This window comes from Kangiella profundi (genome assembly GCF_002838765.1).
Classification (GTDB): Bacteria; Pseudomonadota; Gammaproteobacteria; order Enterobacterales; family Kangiellaceae; genus Kangiella; species Kangiella profundi.
In genome coordinates this window covers 1825508-1844767 of record NZ_CP025120.1, presented here as the reverse complement: position 1 = coordinate 1844767, position 19260 = coordinate 1825508, and the positions used below count along the sequence as shown (strand labels likewise).

General features: G+C 43.3%; 18 protein-coding genes. 17 read left to right on the top strand and 1 reads right to left on the bottom strand.

Features of this window, described 5'->3' with window-relative positions; translation table 11 throughout:
• Positions 1–29: 29 nt before the first annotated feature.
• From tolB to CW740_RS08545, 16 genes are all read left to right on the top strand, one after another.
• Positions 30–1394 (top strand): Tol-Pal system beta propeller repeat protein TolB, encoded by a 1365-nt coding sequence (gene tolB, locus CW740_RS08620; RefSeq protein ID WP_106647124.1) that lies wholly within the window; start codon positions 30–32, stop codon positions 1392–1394.
• A gap of 36 nt (positions 1395–1430) precedes the next feature.
• Complete coding sequence (gene pal / locus CW740_RS08615; RefSeq protein WP_106647123.1) at positions 1431–1946, top strand: peptidoglycan-associated lipoprotein Pal; 516 nt, start codon at positions 1431–1433, stop codon at positions 1944–1946.
• Positions 1946–2677: a tol-pal system protein YbgF gene (gene ybgF, locus CW740_RS08610; protein ID WP_106647122.1), complete on the top strand. Its 732-nt coding sequence runs from the start codon at positions 1946–1948 to the stop codon at positions 2675–2677. The genes pal and ybgF overlap by 1 nt, the downstream gene beginning before the upstream one ends.
• Before the next feature lie 104 nt (positions 2678–2781).
• Positions 2782–3423, top strand: coding sequence for a 7-carboxy-7-deazaguanine synthase QueE (queE, locus tag CW740_RS08605; RefSeq protein ID WP_106647121.1), 642 nt, complete (start codon positions 2782–2784; stop codon positions 3421–3423).
• Positions 3424–3928: 505 nt separating this feature from the next.
• Entirely contained in the window at positions 3929–4603 is a 675-nt protein-coding gene (queC, locus tag CW740_RS08600) for a 7-cyano-7-deazaguanine synthase QueC (protein WP_106647120.1), read from the top strand.
• 285 nt (positions 4604–4888) lie between these two features.
• Positions 4889–5863: a BsuPI-related putative proteinase inhibitor gene (locus CW740_RS08595; protein ID WP_106647119.1), complete on the top strand. Its 975-nt coding sequence runs from the start codon at positions 4889–4891 to the stop codon at positions 5861–5863.
• Positions 5864–6057: 194 nt separating this feature from the next.
• Positions 6058–6489 carry a nucleoside-diphosphate kinase gene (gene ndk / locus CW740_RS08590; protein ID WP_106647118.1) on the top strand — a complete coding sequence of 144 codons (432 nt, stop codon included), beginning with the start codon at positions 6058–6060 and terminating at the stop codon, positions 6487–6489.
• 348 nt (positions 6490–6837) lie between these two features.
• Complete coding sequence (rlmN, locus tag CW740_RS08585; protein WP_106647117.1) at positions 6838–7962, top strand: 23S rRNA (adenine(2503)-C(2))-methyltransferase RlmN; 1125 nt, start codon at positions 6838–6840, stop codon at positions 7960–7962.
• A 137-nt stretch (positions 7963–8099) separates the two neighbouring features.
• Positions 8100–8891, top strand: a complete 792-nt coding sequence (pilW, locus tag CW740_RS08580) for a type IV pilus biogenesis/stability protein PilW (protein WP_106647116.1) — start codon at positions 8100–8102, stop codon at positions 8889–8891.
• Positions 8892–8894: 3 nt separating this feature from the next.
• Positions 8895–9845 (top strand): RodZ domain-containing protein, encoded by a 951-nt coding sequence (locus CW740_RS08575; protein ID WP_106647115.1) that lies wholly within the window; start codon positions 8895–8897, stop codon positions 9843–9845.
• A 48-nt stretch (positions 9846–9893) separates the two neighbouring features.
• Complete coding sequence (gene ispG / locus CW740_RS08570; protein ID WP_026309265.1) at positions 9894–11033, top strand: flavodoxin-dependent (E)-4-hydroxy-3-methylbut-2-enyl-diphosphate synthase; 1140 nt, start codon at positions 9894–9896, stop codon at positions 11031–11033.
• 110 nt (positions 11034–11143) lie between these two features.
• Positions 11144–12415: a histidine--tRNA ligase gene (gene hisS, locus CW740_RS08565; protein ID WP_106647114.1), complete on the top strand. Its 1272-nt coding sequence runs from the start codon at positions 11144–11146 to the stop codon at positions 12413–12415.
• Positions 12416–12470: 55 nt separating this feature from the next.
• Positions 12471–13100 carry a YfgM family protein gene (locus CW740_RS08560; protein WP_106647113.1) on the top strand — a complete coding sequence of 210 codons (630 nt, stop codon included), beginning with the start codon at positions 12471–12473 and terminating at the stop codon, positions 13098–13100.
• A 25-nt stretch (positions 13101–13125) separates the two neighbouring features.
• Positions 13126–14292 carry an outer membrane protein assembly factor BamB gene (bamB, locus tag CW740_RS08555; protein WP_106647112.1) on the top strand — a complete coding sequence of 389 codons (1167 nt, stop codon included), beginning with the start codon at positions 13126–13128 and terminating at the stop codon, positions 14290–14292.
• Between the two features lie 5 nt (positions 14293–14297).
• Positions 14298–15701: a ribosome biogenesis GTPase Der gene (gene der, locus CW740_RS08550; protein WP_106647111.1), complete on the top strand. Its 1404-nt coding sequence runs from the start codon at positions 14298–14300 to the stop codon at positions 15699–15701.
• Positions 15702–15707: 6 nt separating this feature from the next.
• Positions 15708–16223, top strand: coding sequence for a DUF2846 domain-containing protein (locus tag CW740_RS08545; RefSeq protein WP_106647110.1), 516 nt, complete (start codon positions 15708–15710; stop codon positions 16221–16223).
• Here CW740_RS08545 and xseA read toward each other — a convergent pair.
• Positions 16220–17575: an exodeoxyribonuclease VII large subunit gene (gene xseA, locus CW740_RS08540; protein WP_106647109.1), complete on the bottom strand. Its 1356-nt coding sequence runs from the start codon at positions 17573–17575 to the stop codon at positions 16220–16222. The two genes, CW740_RS08545 and xseA, sit on opposite strands and share 4 nt — an antisense overlap.
• 111 nt (positions 17576–17686) lie before the next feature.
• Between xseA and guaB the strand changes: the two genes are divergently transcribed.
• On the top strand, positions 17687–19150 hold the full coding sequence (gene guaB / locus CW740_RS08535) for an IMP dehydrogenase (protein WP_018624422.1): 1464 nt from the start codon (positions 17687–17689) through the stop codon (positions 19148–19150).
• Positions 19151–19260 lie beyond the last annotated feature (110 nt).

The window sequence follows — 19260 nt, the reverse complement described above, 5'->3', positions numbered from 1 at the left end:
ATTAAAAAATTAAAGATTAAGGCTAAAGCATGAAACATATTTTAAAGTCGATAGTTATTATCAGCATCAGCCTTATGGCTTTGGCCAGCAAGGCTGAAATTCAGATTTACATCACCGAGGGCCGCTCCGATGCGCGCCCTGTTGCAGTTGTCCCATTCAAGTTTGAGTCAGAATCACAAGTTCAGGCTCAGCCTCCTTTTGACTTTGCAAGAATTATTGCAAGTGATTTGGAGCGAAGCGGCAAATTTAAGCCTGTTGAAGTATCAAAGCTACCGCAACATCCTTATTCAATAGAGGATGTAAAGCTTGAGCAGTGGCGTGAGCTGGGAGTTGACGGTGTTGTATACGGAACTGTGACGCAGACAGCTTCAGGTAACTACATGGTGTCTTATGATCTGATTGACCCGTTCAACGATAAGGCAATTTTTTCATCTGATATTGAAGCTGGAAGCTACCCGATTATTCCAACATCATCACACTTGATGGTTCTTAAAACCAAGATTGTAGATAATGACAATTTTCGTTGGGGAGCGCATATTGCTGCCGACGAAATTTATGAAGCATTGACCGGAGAGCGTGGCGCTTTTGCGACACAAATTGCCTATGTTGAAGTCAATCGTGCAGACCCAAGACCGCACCAGTTATTTGTTGCCGACAGTGATGGCTTTAATGCGAAACGTATTTTTGCATCAAGAAGCCCAATCATGTCACCAACCTGGTCACCCGATGCCACTCAATTAAGTTATGTAACTTTTGAGAATGGTCGCTCTGAAATTGTGGTGCAGGATATCGCTTCTGGACAACGTGAAATAGTAGCCAGTTATAAAGGCTTCAACAGTGCACCAGCCTGGTCACCAGATGGCTCAAAAATGGTGGTGGTTCTTTCAAAAGACGGTAATCCAGAACTTTATTTGCTCGATTTAACAACCAAAAGATTACAAAGACTTACCCGACATTACTCGATTGATACCGAGCCATCATGGGCTCCAGACGGAAAAAGTTTGATCTTTACCTCAGATCGAGGAGGTAGACCACAAATTTATCGTATTACACTTGCAGATAATAAGGTAGAAAGGGTAACCTTTGAGGGTATACATAACGCAGGTGCGGAGTTTGCACCAGATGGTAAGACTATTGTTATGGTTCATCAAAACAATGGTGCTTTCCATATCGCGGCTCAGGATTTAGCGACAGGTCAGCTGACAGTTTTAACTAAAACTACTCTTGACGAATCGCTATCACTTGCACCCAATGGCAGTATGATTATTTTCTCTACTGTTGATGGTGGGCAAAAAGTTCTCAGCGCGGTTTCAATGGATGGGCGTTTTAAAGCAAGGCTACCGGCTACTGTTGGGGAAGTTAAAGCACCAGCATGGTCGCCTTTTATTTTATAAAGTTAATAACAGTGACAACAATCCCGGAGGATAACAATGAAACGTTCGGTTCAATTACTACTAGCTCTTACAGCTGCTTTGACGTTGGCTGCTTGTAGCACTACTAAGCCAGAAGAAGAGCAAGTTGACACAAGCGCACAAGATGCAGCTGCACAAGCTGAAGCTGAAGCCTTGGCACGTCAACGCGCTGCTGAAGAAGCTGAAAGACAACGTATTGCTGCTTTGTTAGAAAACAATGTCGTTTACTTCGACTTTGATGATGACTCAATCCGCAGCGAGTATGTTGAACTTCTAGAAGCTCACGCTAAATACATCCAAAGCAGTGGTAAAAGTGTTGTACTAGAAGGCCATGCTGATGAGCGCGGTACTCCAGAGTACAACTTGGCATTGGGTGAGCGTCGTGCAAAATCAGTAGCTCAGTTAATGAGAACTTATGGTGTTTCTGATTCAAGCATTGAAGTGATCAGCTTTGGTGAAGAAGCTCCAGCTAACCCAGCTCATAACGAAGAAGCATGGCAAGAAAACCGCCGAGTAGAGATTAAATATCAGTAATGAAAAAAGTTGTATTTAATCTTATGAGTGCAACATTACTCACAGCTTCGGCTGTGAGTAATGCCGCTGCACCAGTTGTTGATGCCAGAGACATTACAGCAGTCCAACAACAGCAAACAAGTCAACAAAGTCAAATTATGGCTGAGTTGATCCTACAAGTGAATCAACTCCAGCAAGAAGTCCGCCAGTTACGTGGACAGGTTGAAGAGCAGGATTACCGAATTAAGCAGCTTACTAAACAGCAACGGGAACTCTATCTTGATCTTGACCGTCGTCTGCAAGGTGGCGCAGCGCTTTCCACTTCCGAAACTGACGAGCTAAGTTCTGGCTCGACTGAAAGTTCAGGAACTAACTCTAGTGAAAGGGCTCAACAGGCCTACAACCAGGCTTTTACCTTATTTAACGAAAAGAAGTATCCGCAAGCTAAAAGTGCGTTTAAATCTTTCGTTGCCGATTACTCAACAGACCCTCTTGCTTCGAATGCTCATTACCTATTGGGGCAATTACATTTTAGCGACAAAGAATACCCTGAGGCTGAAAAGCAATTTAAGTCTGTCTATGAGAAGTTTCCTGAAACCAGTATTAAAGATAAGGCAATGTTAAAGCTTGCCCAGGTTCAGGAGCTAAAAGGCGATAAAGCAGCAGCTAAAGCAACTTATCAGCAAGTCAGTAAGTTATTCCCAAATACTACTGCTGGCCGTTTAGCTAAAGCCAAACTGGATACTCTATAAAGTCCTAAATCAAAGCTAAAAGCTGTCTTTATAGGCAGCTTTTGCTACAATCCGCGCATATTTTCACCATTTCTATCCTCTAGCCAGAATTTTGAGCTGACTCCATGAGTAAATTACGCATTACCGAGATTTTCCACTCGTTACAGGGTGAGAGCCTAACCGTTGGCGTGCCGACAGTATTCGTTCGCCTGACAGGCTGCCCATTGCGTTGCGTCTATTGTGATACGGATTACGCCTTTGGTGGCGGGAAGTGGATGACTTTTGAGGAAATCCTGGCAGAGGTTAAACAATATGGTTGTGAGCATGTCTGTGTTACCGGTGGCGAACCGTTAGCTCAAAAAAGAGTGTTCGAATTTTTCAAGTTACTCTGTGATGAAGGGTTCAAAGTCTCAACAGAAACAGGTGGTGCGCATGACATCAGTGAACTCGACTCCCGAGTGATGATTGTCATGGATCTTAAAACCCCTGACTCACAAGAAATGGCACGTAACCTCTATTCCAACATAGAGCATCTAAAGCCCACTGACCAGGTTAAATTTGTCATTTGCAGCAGAAAGGATTATGAATGGTGCAAAATGACGGTCGAACAGTACGATATTACCAGTAAATGTGAAGTTCTATTCTCGCCCAGTTATGGGCAGGTTGAGTATGCTGACCTGGCTGAGTGGATATTGAAAGACCGTTTAAAGGTTCGGATGCAGGTTCAATTACATAAGCTTATCTGGGGTGAACGCACCGGCGTCTGATTGGAAGGACTAAAATACTTATCTGCTTTGTTATCCAATCTGTAAAAAGAAGTCACTTAGCTAAAGTAAGCTCCTTCTTTTTACAGATTAAATGCCGCGCATAGTGAGCATTTTCCCTCCTTCCAATCGGCATATGGGAAGGTAGAAATCTCGTAAGATTAATATGTGCTTAGTGGCTTCTTGATATGATAAGTTTTTAAATGGCTAACAGCGGGCACCAAAAGTCCCCTTTTGATTGAGCTGAGTAGTAGCCAAGACATAGCAATTCAAAACAGGATGTTTTGAATAGTAAAATTCGGGCCAGGGATGGAACGTATTTTACGGTGCGTTAAGTGGCTTGGCGGAGACGAAGGGAGTTGAGCGAAGCGAAACCTCAATCACGGGGTGGTCTTCTTTTGGTTACTTTTCTTGACCACTCAAGAAAAGTAACTCGCCGCGTGGCGAAACACAAACTATGAAACGAAATTTCGCCATATTAGATTTCAGTATTAGTTGATAAATAATTATGAACAAACGAGCAGTAGTATTACTTTCAGGTGGCTTAGATTCCACAACAGCGTTAGCGATTGCTAAATCGCAAGGCTATGACTGTTATGCGATGAGTTTTAATTATGGCCAACGCAGTTTGGCTGAGCTCAATGCTGCCAAGAAAGTTGCTGAATCAATGGATGCTAAAGAGCATATCGTTGTAAATCTCGATATGAGCCAAATTGGTGGCTCTGCTCTAACTGATCATTCTATTGACGTACCCACTGAAGGATTGGAAGAGGGGATTCCTGTAACCTATGTTCCAGCTCGTAATACTGTATTTTTATCAATTGCCTTGGGTTGGGCAGAAGTCCTAAAAGCTGATCATATCTTTATCGGAGTTAATGCGGTGGATTATTCCGGCTATCCCGATTGTCGCCCTGAGTTTATCAAGGCATTTGAGGCCATGGCTAATCTCGCCACTAAAGCTGGTGTTGAGGGACAGAAGCTCACCATAGAAGCTCCGCTTATCAATCTCACCAAAGCTCAAATCATTGCTGAAGGTATGAAGTTAGGTGTTGATTACAGTCAGACAGTTTCCTGCTACAAGGCCACCGATGATGGAAAGGCCTGTGGTGTTTGTGACTCCTGCCGTCTGCGCAAGCAGGGTTTTGTAGGGCAGGGGTTCGCAGATCCAACGCGATACGTCTAAGTAAAACTGGTGTCGACTTCATCATCCGGTAACCAAACTGAAAAAAGCTTATCAAATAAAATTCATCGCAGTTTCACACCATAAGTCACATCTGATTTGTCACAAATTATTCATTATTTTACAGCCGTATGACAAGCCTTTCTAACGTTTTGAAACTTAATAACTAATTGATATCTATTAAAAATATTGATTTGAAACTGTAGTTTTATTCATTTGTTGCTGTTCGTGTTTTGCTCAGAATGGAGTTGTTTTCAACCACCATTTAATTGTTAAAGGAGTAATATTATGAACACACAAAACAACATCATTAATGTATTTTTCGCAACTTCAATCATGGCTGTCAGCATGGCTAAAGCTACTGAACTGGATAGCTTTAATGATTATAAAGAATTCACTTCCAATCATGGTAAAAGCCAAACAATCGCGCTGTCGGAGCGTTTTAGCTCGCAGTGGAAGCAATTAAGTAATTATCTAGGAAAAGAGATGATGTGGCTTAAAACTACTGACACCTTCATTTCAGCACTTTCTGAACAGAGCCGTTCTGTGAAGTTGGTTAATTTTAATGATCCTGTTGGCACAAGGTACAGTGTGAATCTTGATTCATGTACTCAGTCCGCAATAGTAGCTGAAAAAAGTCAGTCGATGACCACTTTGGCTGCAACTTTTGGTTCGGTAGTACGAGTTGACTTCGATGGCTTCTGTAATGACGCAGGCTTGATATCGGCATGGTTCTCACAAGAGGCAGGTCTGATTAAGTGGTCGGAGCTAACCATTGCCGGTGAGGTGGACTATGAACTTGAGTATGCTAAGCTGGCTGGCATGAATTATCCTGCACATGAAGGCATTGAAGTTTCAGCGACTTTTCCGGCTGAAACAGTCATGCTTAACGAAGTTGATAGTGTCGAAGCATATATTACTTTGACCAATCAGACCTCAGAGCCAGTTGAACTGACTTTTAACAGTGGCCAGTTGTTCGATATTTATATTTATGACCGTAATGACCAGCTTGTGAGTCAGTGGTCGAGTGGCCGTATGTTCACTCAGGCATTTCGGACTATAAACCTGCAACCTGGTCAGAAGGAGCGTTTTGGTGGCAGTCTTGAGCTCAAGGACTTATCTGGCAGCCCACTGGATATAGGTACCTATAAAATAAAGATTGAAGTAAAAACTTCCACGAAAGCGTCAGACGAGCTGTTTCAGTTAATTCCATTTGAAGCAGAAGGCCAATTGCATATTGATGACATGATGCACCACCATTAGGCCCAAAAGCTCGACAAATCAAGCCTTGCGCATTGCCCAAATAATAGACATTCAGTATAATGCGCGCGATTTTAAGGGGTTAGTCAAAAGCCAAGTTGGCAAAGTGCTAGCCCCTTAACCTTTATTATGAATCCTTATTGTAATGCTGACTTATAGCTGAGGAAGCATTTGACTGAATATTTATGGAGTCCGAAATGGCTATCGAACGTACTTTTTCTATCGTAAAACCAGACGCAGTTGCAAAAAATGTTATTGGCGAAATCTACAGCCGTTTCGAGCGCGCTGGTCTTCGCATCGTTGCAGCAAAAATGATCCACCTTTCACGCGAGAAAGCTGAAGGCTTCTACGCAGAACACAAAGAGCGTCCTTTCTTTGGTGCTTTGGTTGACTTCATGACTTCTGGCCCAGTAATGGTTCAAGTTCTAGAAGGCGAGAACGCTATCAAAGCAAACCGTGAAATCATGGGTGCAACTAATCCTGCTGAAGCATTACGCGGTACCATTCGTGCAGATTACGCAGTATCTGTAGATGAAAACGCTGCCCACGGTTCAGATAGCCCAGAGTCTGCTGAGCGTGAAATCAACTATTTCTTCAGTGCTGACGAGATTTGCCCTCGCACTCGTTAAAAATTGCTATTTTGGTTCATTTCTTTGTTAAAGCCTTTCGCTCGAGTTTCATTAACGATTTGTTAACTCCAAGTCTCGCGAAAGGCTTCGCCGCGAACTGAATCAAAATATCTAATTTTTAATAGTTAGTAGCTTTTTTAATTTCTTTGTTGGCTGAGTGATTTTTTTCTTAACGATAAAGAGATTAGTAAGACAAATAGAAAAGGGATGATAATGTCATCCCTTTTTTAATAAGAGCTTTTGTTTAAAGGCGTGTCTTTGCTATTCATAGCAATTGCGCATAAAATGTACAAAATTTTGATTGTAGCTAGTCCCTTCTAGTTATTAATCGTGTAAAGGTGTCCTGTAATGAGTAATGAAAAAACCAATCTACTCAACCTGACGCGCGATGAAATGGTCGAGTTCTTCGTTGAACTTGGTGAAAAGCCATTCCGTGCCCAGCAGGTGATGAAGTGGGTTCATCAGTTCGGTGTCGAAGATTTCGATGAAATGACTAATATCAGCAAGGTGTGCCGTGAGCGCCTGAAAGAAGTTGCTGAAATCAAAGGTCCTGAAGTCCTTAGCGTACAAGAATCTAAAGACGGTACGGTCAAATGGGCTTTGAAAATACCTGGCGGCCAGGCTGTGGAAATGGTCTTTATTCCAGAGCGCCATCGTGGAACTTTGTGCGTTTCCTCTCAAGTCGGCTGCGCATTGGAGTGTACTTTCTGTTCTACAGGTTACCAGGGCTTCAACCGGAACCTTACTACCGCAGAAATCATTGGACAGGTCTGGCTGGCTGCCCGCTACCTGCATGGCAAGCATAAAAGCGATGACCGGGTAGTGACAAACGTCGTTATGATGGGGATGGGTGAGCCATTGGCAAACTTTGATCCTGTCGTTAAATCCATGCAAATCATGATGGATGATCTGGCTTATGGGCTATCCAAACGTCGCGTAACTCTAAGTACTTCAGGGATGGTACCGCAACTGGACCGCTTGATCGATGAAGTGGATGTAGCCTTGGCTATTTCACTGCATGCTCCTAATGACCCATTACGTGATGTGCTGGTGCCTATTAATAAGAAGTACCCGATTTCAGAGCTTATGGCCAGTGTCCATCGTTATCTGGAACGCTCCAATGCCGCACGCAAGGTGACGATTGAGTATGTGATGTTGAAAGATGTCAATGATACCTTGAAGCATGCTAAAGAATTGGCTGAGCTATTGAAGAATACGCCGTGTAAAATTAACCTGATTCCATTTAACCCATTCCCACAAGCCAATTATCAGACCTCGACGCAGGAAGCTATTGATTTATTTAGTGATTATTTAATCAAGAAAGGGTATGTTGTAGTGACTCGACGGACTCGGGGCGATGATATTGATGCAGCATGCGGTCAGTTGGCTGGCAAGATCAATGACAAAACCAAACGTCAGCAACGTCGTCAGCAATACCAAAAGGACATTGTTGTTGAAAATCTGGCTAATTAATTGTTAAAGGCGCTGAACTAAAGCGCCTTATACTGTGTCCAACTTCCTGATTTATTGAATAAATCAGCTCATAACGTGAAATTACCGAGTAAAACTTTTATTATAAATAGCAATAAAAAATTGATAGGAAGTAAGCAATGACAAAGCATGCCAAGTGGGTGATGGTTATTCTAGTAGTCATGTTGGCTGGGTGTCAGACTACAACCAGAGAAACAACTAGCGTGGCGACAAAGGATGGAGCTGAGCAACGTACTAAATATGAGCCAAAAGAGGCTGCAGCTAAGCGTTTATCTTTGGGCCTACAGTATTTGCAGGCTGGGCATATGGAATGGGCCAAACATAATCTGCTAAAAGCATACGAACATGCACCCGATATGCCGGATGTTTTATATGGCTTAGCTTATTACTATCAAACTGTTTATGAGTATGACAGAGCGGAAGAGTACTACAAAAAGGCAATTAAAGAATCTCCAAGAAATGCGGACTACCTCAATGCTTATGGCGTCTTTTTGTGTGATTCTCGCAAGAAGTACGATGAAGGAATTCGTTACTTTTTAAGAGCGGTTGAGCAGCCAAACTATACTTCAGTAGGGGCTGCCTATGAAAATGCAGGGTTCTGCGCTATACGTGCCGAGAAATTTGAGCCTGCCAAACAGTACTTTGAAAAAGCATTGTCATATAACCCTAATTTGGCTCGTTCATTATATGGCATGGCAGAAGTCAATTATGTTACTGAGAATCACCGCTTAGCAGAAGCCTATTTGTATCGTTTTGAGGCGAAGACAAAACCAACTGCGAAGTCTCTATTGTTGGGTTATAAGATAGCAAAAAGCCTGGATGCACGTGGCAACATGCGTGGGTATGGAGAGAAATTAATGGAGCTTTATCCGACTTCTGATGAAGCTCAAGAATATATTAGTATAAGATAATTAATGTCAGAAACTGATCAAACTCCAGACAACGAAATTCAATTTAGTCCTGGTAGCCTGTTAAAGCAGGCTAGAGAAGCTGCAGGAATTTCTATTGAAGAAGTTATGCAGCAGTTAAAACTGACCCGACAGACCGTCATTGCTATAGAAAGCGATGATTATTCTTCTGATCTTCCTGCAACCTTCTATCGCGGTTACTTACGTAACTATGCAGAGTTATTGAAGATGGACGACGATGATATTGTCGAAAACTTTGATAACTTCTGTAAGCGCAACAATTTGTTCACAAAAGCTGAGCAGTCGCTTGCGACTATAGAGCTTGAGAAACCAATCAACTCAAGCAACTGGCTGGTTAAAAGCTTTACCGCACTAATTGTTCTTATATTACTTTTCGGTGCTTACTATTTATTAGTTGAGAAAAAGGTGTGGCAGCAGCTCACCTCCTCTTTAAATAGCTCAGAAGGTCAGGTTGAATCAATATCGGAGGCTGGCGATAGCGAACTTTTATTACCTATTTCCGAGAATACTTCTGACTCAGCAGACGATAGCACGCAACCTATTGGTGAGCAGACCTCTGAGCTAATTAATGTTCAAGAAGATCAGAAGGTAAGCTTATCCGATAATGAATTGTCATCTGAAAGTTTAAATCTTAAGGAAGATGCTTCCAATGAAGCTCTTGCCAAAGATAGTGCTCAGCCTGAAATGGTGGCTTCCAATGGAAAGTTGGTGCTGGTATTTACAGATGACTGCTGGGTAAGAATTACTGATGCTAATGGTAAAGTACTTGCTCTTGGCATTAAAAAAGGTGGTACATCGATGACTTTGTCTGGTCCAACACCTTATGAACTAACACTTGGTAAGCCTTCTGCTGTACAATTGTCCTATCAAAATGAACCAGTTGATTTATCGAGCTATCCGGATACTCGTGCTGCTCGATTGACGCTGGGGAACTAATCTTTCGGTGTTTTGCCAGTAGATTCAACAACCTGTATGTGAAATATTATGAATGGTCGATCATGGATTAAGCGACGCAAATCGCGTCAAATAATGGTTGGTAATGTGCCAGTTGGTGGCGATGCCCCCATTGCTGTACAAAGTATGACCAATACCGATACCTGTGATGTAGATGCCACGGTAGCGCAAATTCGTGCTTTGGCAGATACGGGTGCAGATATCGTGCGGGTTTCGGTGCCCACCATGAAGGCTGCCGAGGCTTTCAAGCTGATCAAACAACAATCTCCAGTTCCATTGGTGGCGGATATTCATTTTGACTATCGCATCGCCCTCAAAGTAGCGGAGTATGGTGTTGATTGCTTAAGAATTAATCCAGGTAATATTGGCTCCGAAGAAAGAGTAAAAGCGGTAGTGGATGCGGCAAAAGCTCGTAATATCCCTATTCGTATCGGTGTTAACGCTGGCTCTCTTGAGAAAGATTTGCAGGAGAAATACGGTGAGCCGACCCCGGAAGCATTAGTTGAGTCAGCGTACCGTCATATTGATATTCTGGAACGTCATAATTTCAAGGACTATAAAATAAGCCTCAAAGCTTCTGATGTCTTTATGACTGTATCCGCTTACAGAATTCTGGCAAAAGAAATCGATAATCCATTACATTTAGGCATTACTGAAGCCGGTAGTTTCCGCTCAGGTGCAGTAAAGTCCGCTGTTGGACTGGGTATGCTACTGGCAGAAGGTATCGGTGACACCATACGGGTTTCTTTAGCCGCTGACCCAGTTGAAGAAGTCAAAGTTGGCTATGACATTTTAAAGAGTCTTGGCCTGCGTCAACGAGGAATTAACCTTATCGCCTGCCCATCTTGTTCTCGCCAGCAGTTTGATGTGATCAAGACAGTCAATGAGCTGGAGCAACGATTGGAAGACGTTAATGAGCACATTGATGTTGCAGTCATTGGATGTGTAGTTAATGGGCCAGGCGAAGCTAAGGAAGTTACTATCGGATTAACCGGAGGCTTCAAGAAAAGTATGCTTTATGAGAATGGCGAAAAAAGTCATAAAGTGGAAAATGAAGCACTGGTTGACGAGCTGGAGGCGCAGATTCGTCGCAAGTTGGCCGAAAAGCGCGAAAAGACCGAAGAAATCACCAAAGGTGCTGAACAGGTTCCTGTCACACAAGTTCGTTAAAATCACATTTCCATTAGAAGAGTTTGGCGGAAAAAGCTACTGTTTTTCGCCAAATTCGCTATAATCTCGCACTTTAATCCAATTTTTCAATTGACGGAACCAGGTTAGTTTTGGCGGAAAAAATACAAGCAGTCCGAGGCATGAATGATATCCTGCCTGACTCAACACCTCACTGGCAAAAATTAGAATCGGTATTAAGACAACTGATGGCTAGCTATGGCTACAGCGAAATTCGCATGCCAGTTGTTGAAAAGACTCATCTATTCAAACGATCAATCGGCGAAGTTACTGATATCGTTGAAAAAGAGATGTATACCTTTGAAGATCGCAATGGCGAAAGCCTGACTTTGCGTCCTGAGGGTACAGCCAGTTGTGTCCGCGCCGGTATTGAGCATGGTCTGCTTTATAATCAGGAGCAACGCCTATGGTACATGGGCCCCATGTTTCGCCACGAGAGACCACAAAAAGGCCGCTACCGTCAGTTTTATCAACTCGGGGTTGAAACCTTTGGTGTAGGAACTGCCGATGTAGATGCTGAATTAATTTTAATGACAGCTCGTCTATGGAAAAAAATTGGCATACATGATTCGGTGCGTCTCGAAATTAACTCTTTGGGCTCCAATGAAGCCCGAGCTAATTACAGAGATAAACTGGTTGAGTTTCTGTTACCAATAAAAGACCAGCTTGACGAAGATAGCCTGCGTCGTTTGCAAAGTAATCCTTTACGCATTCTGGATAGCAAAAATCCTGATGTGCAAAAACTGGTTAAAAATGCTCCAAAGTTGAGTGACCATCTGGATGATGAATCTAAACAACACTTTGAGCGTCTTTGTCAGATCTTGGATACTAATAATATACCTTATACTATTAATACCAACCTGGTTCGTGGCCTGGATTATTATAACCGTACCGTATTTGAGTGGATAACAGATAAGCTTGGCGCGCAAGGTACCATATGTGCTGGTGGGCGCTACGATGGTCTGACTGAACAGCTGGGTGGTCATGCTACACCAGCCAGTGGGTTTGCCATGGGCCTTGAAAGAATCGTTGCCTTGATTGAGGAAATGGAATCAGATGAAATTCCATTGGCTGATGTCTATATGGTAGCCCTGGGTGACCAAGCAGAACTAACTGCAACGCAACTAGCCGAACAGCTACGAGATCAATGGCCAGATATTAAAGTGCGCATGAACTGTGGTGCTGGTAATTTCAAAAAGCAATTTAAACGTGCTGATAAAAGTGGCGCAAAAATCGCACTTGTGATTGGTGAGCAGGAAGTTCAGGATGGCACCGTCGGTGTTAAATATCTACGTGAACATAAAGAGCAGTTGGTGATATCACAGCGTGATGTCTGTCAGCTACTTGACCAGTATCTTATATAAAAGAACGGGTCTAAACAGTTAATCTAAATTAGAGCAATTATTGAGGAGGCCGACAGTGGCTTACGAAACAGAAGAACAACAGGTCGAAGCGATCAAACAGTTTTGGAAGGAAAACGGCACAGCGATTATTTTAGGTGCCGTTATCGGTTTTGGTGTTTTGTTTGGATGGAACTATTATCAGGAACATCAAGCAAGGCAAGGCGAGCTGGCCTCCTTGGCTTATTCTGAAATTTTAACTCTAAGTGAGCAGGGCTCGTCAGATAACTCTGAGTTAGTCAGCAAAGTTGAAACTATCAGAGCTGAACATGCAGCCTCTAGTTATGCTTCATTGGCGGCTATGAAACTTGCAGAAACTTTTGCCAACGATAATAAATTTGAAGAAGCTGCGGAACAATTACAGTGGGTTGTTGACCAAAGTAACGATACTTTTGAGTCTATTGCACAGTTGCGATTAGCGCGAGTTCAGCTTCAATTAGAAAAGTTCAACGATGCGATTGCAACAGCAGACAGTATTGATGAGCCTGCTTTTAAAGCTAACGCCTTACTAGTCAAGGCTGAAGCTCTGATTGCCCAAGGTAAAAATGATGAAGCTAAAAGTGTCTTAATCGCAGCTCGTGATGCGGGTAATGGCGCAGTTAGTCCATTACTTCAGATGCGCATTAGCGAGTTTGGCATTGATAACTAATTGATACTAATAACGGGATAACTATATGATTTCTGGTTGGACACAACGAATAGTCACTTTATTGATTGCTATCAGTTTTTTGGTGGCTTGCTCCGATGAAGTGGTCAATCCACCTAAAGAGCTGGACGATATTGAAGAAAAGTTCTCAATTGAGTCAGCGTGGGTTGAAGTTATTGGAGATGGTGATGACGGTAAGTTCAACAGCTTAGTACCAGCAATCTGGGAAGATAAAGTTATTACGGCTGATGTTAAAGGTTTGATTTCAGCTTTTGATCTTAAAACTGGTGACCTGGTCTGGGAAACGCAACTAAAAGAACCTTTAGCCGGTGGTGTAACGGCAAATGCTGGCCTTGTAGCAGTTGGTACCAAAGATGCCAAGGTTCATGTATTAGATGTTAATGATGGCAAAAAGTTGTGGCACGTGGATGTGACTACTGAGGTGCTAGCAAAACCTGCCATTGATGATGGTCGTTTAGTGGTTCGCACGCCCGATGGCAGAATTTTTGCTTACTCGCTAGCCACCCAGAAACAAGAGTGGTTCTACGATCGTATTATCCCTAACTTAACCTTGCGAGGAACATCAGCACCTGTTGCAACCAGTGGCATTGTTATTAGCGGATTTGCCAATGGCAAAATGGCGGCCTTTAACATTCGCACTGGAGATCTATTATGGGAACAGCGTATTTCTGCACCTCGCGGCAGCTCTGAGATTTCTCGAATTGTTGATGTAGACTCAAGTCCAGTTATTTATTCCAGTTATCTTTATGCTGCTGGCTTTAATGGTTATGCAATCGCAATGGACTTAACTAATGGTCGCTACTTATGGCGCGAGGAAACTTCAGTTACTCAGGAGCTATTAGTAGATGCAACACGCGTTTATCTTGTAGAAACAACAGGTAAAATTGTTGCTCGTGATCGCATCAGCGGTGAACAGGTTTGGAGTCAGGAAGGGTTGCTATATCGCAAGCCAACAGGTGCCGCAGACAACGAAGATTATATTGTTGTTGGTGACTTTGAGGGTTATCTGCACTGGCTAGATAAAAGTACGGGTGAGTTTGTTGCCCGGACTCATCTGGATCGATATGGAATAGCTCACGCTCCAATCGTTACAGATGAACATATTATTGCTACAACTCGCTATGGTTATCTCCACGCACTGGAAAACCCTCTAGCTTCATCCTCTGAAGAGTAAAATTCATGCTACCAGTTATCGCTCTCGTTGGTCGCCCCAACGTTGGTAAATCTACATTATTCAATAGACTGACAAAGTCTCGCGATGCACTGGTAGCAAACCTGCCCGGCCTTACTCGTGACCGTCAATATGGCCAAGCCACTTTAAAAGGCCAGAAATTTATTGTCGTCGATACTGGTGGTATCGCAGGTGATGAAGAGGGTATTGATGGTTTGATGGCTGGCCAGTCATTACAGGCTATTAATGAAGCAAACATAGTTCTTTTCCTGGTAGATGCACGAACAGGCATGACTGCCGCAGATGAATTTGTTGCAAGCCACCTGAGACGCCAGAATAAACCGATCATTGTGCTGGTTAATAAAGTTGATGGTATTCATGCCGAGGCAGCTCTTTCAGATTATTATAGTTTAGGTTATCAAACTGTATTGCCGCTGGCCGCAGCCCATGGGCGAGGGGTTAATACGTTAGTTGATACCATCTTTGATGAACTGCATCTAGAATCTACAGACGATGAAGAGCTGATAGGCTACGAAAAAGCACAGGGCATGAAGCTTGCTATCGTAGGTCGTCCAAATGTTGGCAAGTCTACACTGGTAAACCGATTTCTGGGTGAAGAGAGAGTGGTTGTTTACGACATGCCCGGCACAACTCGCGACAGTATCTATATTGAAATGGAGCGTCGTGATAAAAAATACACTCTTATTGATACTGCGGGTGTCAGACGTCGTGGCAAAGTCAAAGAAACCGTAGAAAAATTCTCTGTTCTGAAAACCTTACAGGCAATTGATGACTCCAACGTGACCATCATGGTGATGGACGCTCGTGAGCCTATTACAGATCAGGATCTCAGCTTAATCAGTTACATTATCGATGCTGGTCGCTCAATGGTTATTGCAATTAATAAATGGGATGGCATGACCGAGGAGCAACGCGATAATGTTAAGCACGAAATTGATCGTCGCTTAGGCTTTATTGATTTCGCTCGTATACATTTTATTTCAGCGCTACATGGTTCAAACGTTGGCCACCTTTGGGAGTCAGTTGACGAAGCTTGGGCTAGTGCACAAGTGGAGATGAGTGCTTCGAAATTGACTCGACTGCTTGAAGAAGCTGCCGAAAAACATCAGCCACCAACAGTCCGTGGTCGTCGTATTAAACTGAGGTATGCTCACCCTGGCGGCCATAACCCGCCACTGATCGTCATTCACGGCAATCAGGTCAGTAAACTACCCGAAAGCTATAAACGTTTTCTGGTGAATTTCTTCCGCGATAAATTAAAGCTTATTGGTACGCCAATTCGTCTTGAGATGAAAGAAGGCGACAATCCATTTAAGGGCAAGAAAAACGAAATCACAAGACGTCAACGCTTAAAGCGCAAACGTGCGATTAAAAAATGGGGCGGTAGATAGAAATAAATGGCCAAGTTTTTAACTGCAACTTCTAGAAGATTTTATATTTTTGTTCTTTTATTTATGACTGGTTGCGCTGCAAGCGGCCCAGCATTTCAGCAGCAGACAGCAACAGATGGTAATCAAGGTACAGTATACTTTTACAGAATCTACAGCGCCTTAGGTTCCGCTGCTTCTCCATATATTTATATCGATGGGAAATACAAAGGAAAATTAAAACCCGGTGGGTATCTATATTTCCACTTGCCTGAGGGGAGCTATGAAATAACACTTGGCAGTATTGATGGTCCTGATAGCAATTGGAATTGGGCACCAGAGCCCTACGTGTTTAGTCTTAGTATTGTAGCTGGCGAGTCACAATTTTATAAGTTCATGATGCATACTGATGGTAGTGAAGCAACTGTTCAAGTCGTTGGTAATATTGCAGTTCCAGTCAAGACGGGAACTGCTGGTGTTAAATTAGAAGAAGTAGAAAGGACTCGAGCTTTAGAGGAAATAAAACATACAAAGCTTAGTCATTAGTTATTGATAACTTTGCTCTTAACCTCACCATCAGCAAAGCGGGTAGTGAGGTACTTGGCTTTATTGGCTTTTGCAGCCGATGTTATTGCCTTTCCTGTTTCATCTTCCGTTATCGTATAACCACGCTCAAGTGTTGCCAGTGGACTGATGTTATTCAATTTCTGCGCTTTGAGTGCCAGCGATTGTTGTTTCTGTTTAAGCAGATAATTCCATGATTGTTTGAGGTTTTTATTGGCCTGCTGCAATGATGTTTTGGCCTGATTGAGTTGTAACTTTGGGTTGTAACTGTGCAGTCGAGACTGCAAGTCCTTAAACTCACCTTGTTTGGTTTGCATCAGGTATTTCTGTGCATTAATCAGGCTTTTATTCAAGGAGTGCAATTCGATCTTATAATGATTAAGTTGCTGTTTTGGATGCACAATACGTGCGATCAGTGTATCGAGCTTAGATTGGGCAACTTGTATTTTATGTTCAAACTCCCCAATCAGGCGCCTCTCAAGTTGTATGAGTTTATGGCGTAAGTCGGCCTGATCGGGTACCAGTAACTCAGCAGCAGCCGATGGTGTCGGTGCACGTAAATCGGCAACCCAGTCACTAATAGAGGTATCAACTTCGTGGCCTACCGCTGAAACGACCGGTATTTTACTTTCACGAATTTTTCGAGCTAATGTTTCGTCATTGAAGCACCACATGTCTTCCAGTGAACCGCCACCTCGAGTAATCAGCAGCACATCACACTCAGCATGTTGGTTGGCAGCTTCTAGTTGCTCTATCAAGGTTTTGGCAGCTTTTTCGCCCTGAACCTGGCTTGGGTAGATAATGACAGGAATCTGTGGCATGCGTCTTTTTAGGACACTGAGAACATCCTTAATGGCCGCCCCGCTTGGTGAGGTAATTATCCCTATTTTTTTGGGGTATTTGGGAATGGGGCGCTTTAATTCTGGTGCGAATAAACCCTCTGCCTGTAGCTTTTCTTTCAGGCGGTTAAATGCAATTTGCAGGGCTCCTTCGCCAGCTGGCTCGACATACTCACCAATCAGCTGAATGTCGCCTCTAGGTTCATATAGACTGAGTTTAGCTCTAAGGAGTACCTGCTGACCGTCTTCTGGGGTAAAACGAGCACTACGGTTACGATTTTTGAAAATGGCGCAACGTAACTGGGCACCATTGTCTTTTAGAGTAAAGTACCAGTGGCCTGAAGCGGGGAGGGCGAGGTTTGAGATTTCCCCGGTGATCCAGATTTGTCCGATGACATCTTCAAGCTGTTTCCGAACCTTGAATGCCAATTCGCTCACAGAATAAATCTTACGTGTTTCGCCGGATTGTTGTGGTTCAAGAATTGGCTTAATCATAGACAAATCGAATCAAATAGTTATTTACCTTGCAAGGGGGAAGACGTTATAATAACGCGCTTCATCGAGCCAGCGCCTTTTGCGTTGGCGTAATAATACGTGGTACACAATATGCGCATTATAGAGGAAGCTCTTACCTTTGACGACGTTTTATTAGTGCCGGCACACTCCAAAGTATTGCCTGCTGACGCAGACCTGCGCACTAAGATTACCCGCGAATATAGCCTCAATATCCCACTTGTTTCTGCTGCAATGGACACGGTCACAGAATCGCGTTTAGCTATTGCATTAGCTCAAGAAGGCGGTATGGGATTTGTTCATAAGAACATGACTATTGAGCAACAGGCTGAGCATGTTCGTCGCGTTAAAAAGTTTGAGAGCGGAATTGTCAGTGATCCAATCACAATCACTCCTGATACTACCATTGGTCAAGTCAAACAAATGACTCGTGAGCATGGTATTTCAGGAATGCCTGTCGTTGATGGAAATCAACTTGTGGGTATTGTGACCAACCGTGACATTCGATTTGAAACTAGTCTTGATAAGCCTGTCTCTAAAGTCATGACGCCAAAAGAGCGTTTGGTGACGGTAAAAGAAGATGCCAGTCAGGAAGAAATCTACGACAAGTTGCATGAGTTTCGTATCGAAAAGCTATTAGTCGTTAACGATAATTTTGAACTTAAAGGTCTGATTACCGTTAAAGATATTAACAATGCAGAAACTATGCCAAACGCCTGTAAAGACCGTTATGGTCACCTGCGTGTTGGTGCAGCTGTCGGTACGGGTCCAGAAACTCCGGATCGCGTTGCAGCTATTGTTGCAGCGGGTGTTGATATTATTCTTGTCGATACTTCACACGGCCATTCGCAAGGCGTATTAGATCGTATCAAGTGGATTAAGCAGAATTACCCTGAAAAGCAGGTGATTGGTGGTAACGTTGCTACTGCTGCTGGTGCTCGTGCATTAGTAGATGCTGGAGCTGATGGCGTTAAGGTAGGTATTGGGCCTGGCTCAATCTGTACCACCCGTATCGTAACTGGTGTGGGTGTTCCGCAAATTTCTGCGGTATCTAGCGTAGCCAAAGAACTTGCGGGAACCGGCGTTCCATTTATTGCTGACGGTGGAATTCGCTTCTCAGGCGATATTTGCAAAGCGTTGGCAGCCGGTGCATACAGCGTTATGGTTGGCTCAATGCTTGCAGGAACCGAAGAAGCTCCAGGTGAAGTTGAGTTATATCAGGGCCGTTCATACAAGTCGTATCGTGGAATGGGTTCTTTAGGCGCCATGTCACAAAAGCAAGGCTCAAGTGATCGTTACTTCCAGAGCTCAAACGCTGCGGATAAATTGGTTCCAGAAGGTATCGAAGGTCGAGTACCTTATAAAGGTCCGGTGACGCAAATTATTCATCAAATGATGGGTGGCATTCGTTCCAGTATGGGACTGACTGGCTGCGCAACTATTGAAGAAATGCGCACCAAGGCAGAATTTGTGAGAGTAACCAATGCAGGCATGAATGAAAGCCATGTTCATGATGTTGCCATCACAAAAGAAGCTCCTAACTATCGTGTTAAGTAACTTATGCGCCAGTATCTAATACTGGCGTTAGAGCGAACAAGAAGACGGGTTATTTCGAAGCCGCAGTATCAGCCTGCGGCTTTTTGATTTTTTTAGATTTGTACCTAACT

Coding starts and splice junctions, on each gene's coding strand:
- tolB (WP_106647124.1), top strand. CDS start 30: ATGAAACATATTTTAAAGTCGATAGTTATTATCAGCATCAGCCTTATG.
- pal (WP_106647123.1), top strand. CDS start 1,431: ATGAAACGTTCGGTTCAATTACTACTAGCTCTTACAGCTGCTTTGACG.
- ybgF (WP_106647122.1), top strand. CDS start 1,946: ATGAAAAAAGTTGTATTTAATCTTATGAGTGCAACATTACTCACAGCT.
- queE (WP_106647121.1), top strand. CDS start 2,782: ATGAGTAAATTACGCATTACCGAGATTTTCCACTCGTTACAGGGTGAG.
- queC (WP_106647120.1), top strand. CDS start 3,929: ATGAACAAACGAGCAGTAGTATTACTTTCAGGTGGCTTAGATTCCACA.
- CW740_RS08595 (WP_106647119.1), top strand. CDS start 4,889: ATGAACACACAAAACAACATCATTAATGTATTTTTCGCAACTTCAATC.
- ndk (WP_106647118.1), top strand. CDS start 6,058: ATGGCTATCGAACGTACTTTTTCTATCGTAAAACCAGACGCAGTTGCA.
- rlmN (WP_106647117.1), top strand. CDS start 6,838: ATGAGTAATGAAAAAACCAATCTACTCAACCTGACGCGCGATGAAATG.
- pilW (WP_106647116.1), top strand. CDS start 8,100: ATGACAAAGCATGCCAAGTGGGTGATGGTTATTCTAGTAGTCATGTTG.
- CW740_RS08575 (WP_106647115.1), top strand. CDS start 8,895: ATGTCAGAAACTGATCAAACTCCAGACAACGAAATTCAATTTAGTCCT.
- ispG (WP_026309265.1), top strand. CDS start 9,894: ATGAATGGTCGATCATGGATTAAGCGACGCAAATCGCGTCAAATAATG.
- bamB (WP_106647112.1), top strand. CDS start 13,126: ATGATTTCTGGTTGGACACAACGAATAGTCACTTTATTGATTGCTATC.
- der (WP_106647111.1), top strand. CDS start 14,298: ATGCTACCAGTTATCGCTCTCGTTGGTCGCCCCAACGTTGGTAAATCT.
- CW740_RS08545 (WP_106647110.1), top strand. CDS start 15,708: ATGGCCAAGTTTTTAACTGCAACTTCTAGAAGATTTTATATTTTTGTT.
- xseA (WP_106647109.1), bottom strand. CDS start 17,575: ATGATTAAGCCAATTCTTGAACCACAACAATCCGGCGAAACACGTAAG.
- guaB (WP_018624422.1), top strand. CDS start 17,687: ATGCGCATTATAGAGGAAGCTCTTACCTTTGACGACGTTTTATTAGTG.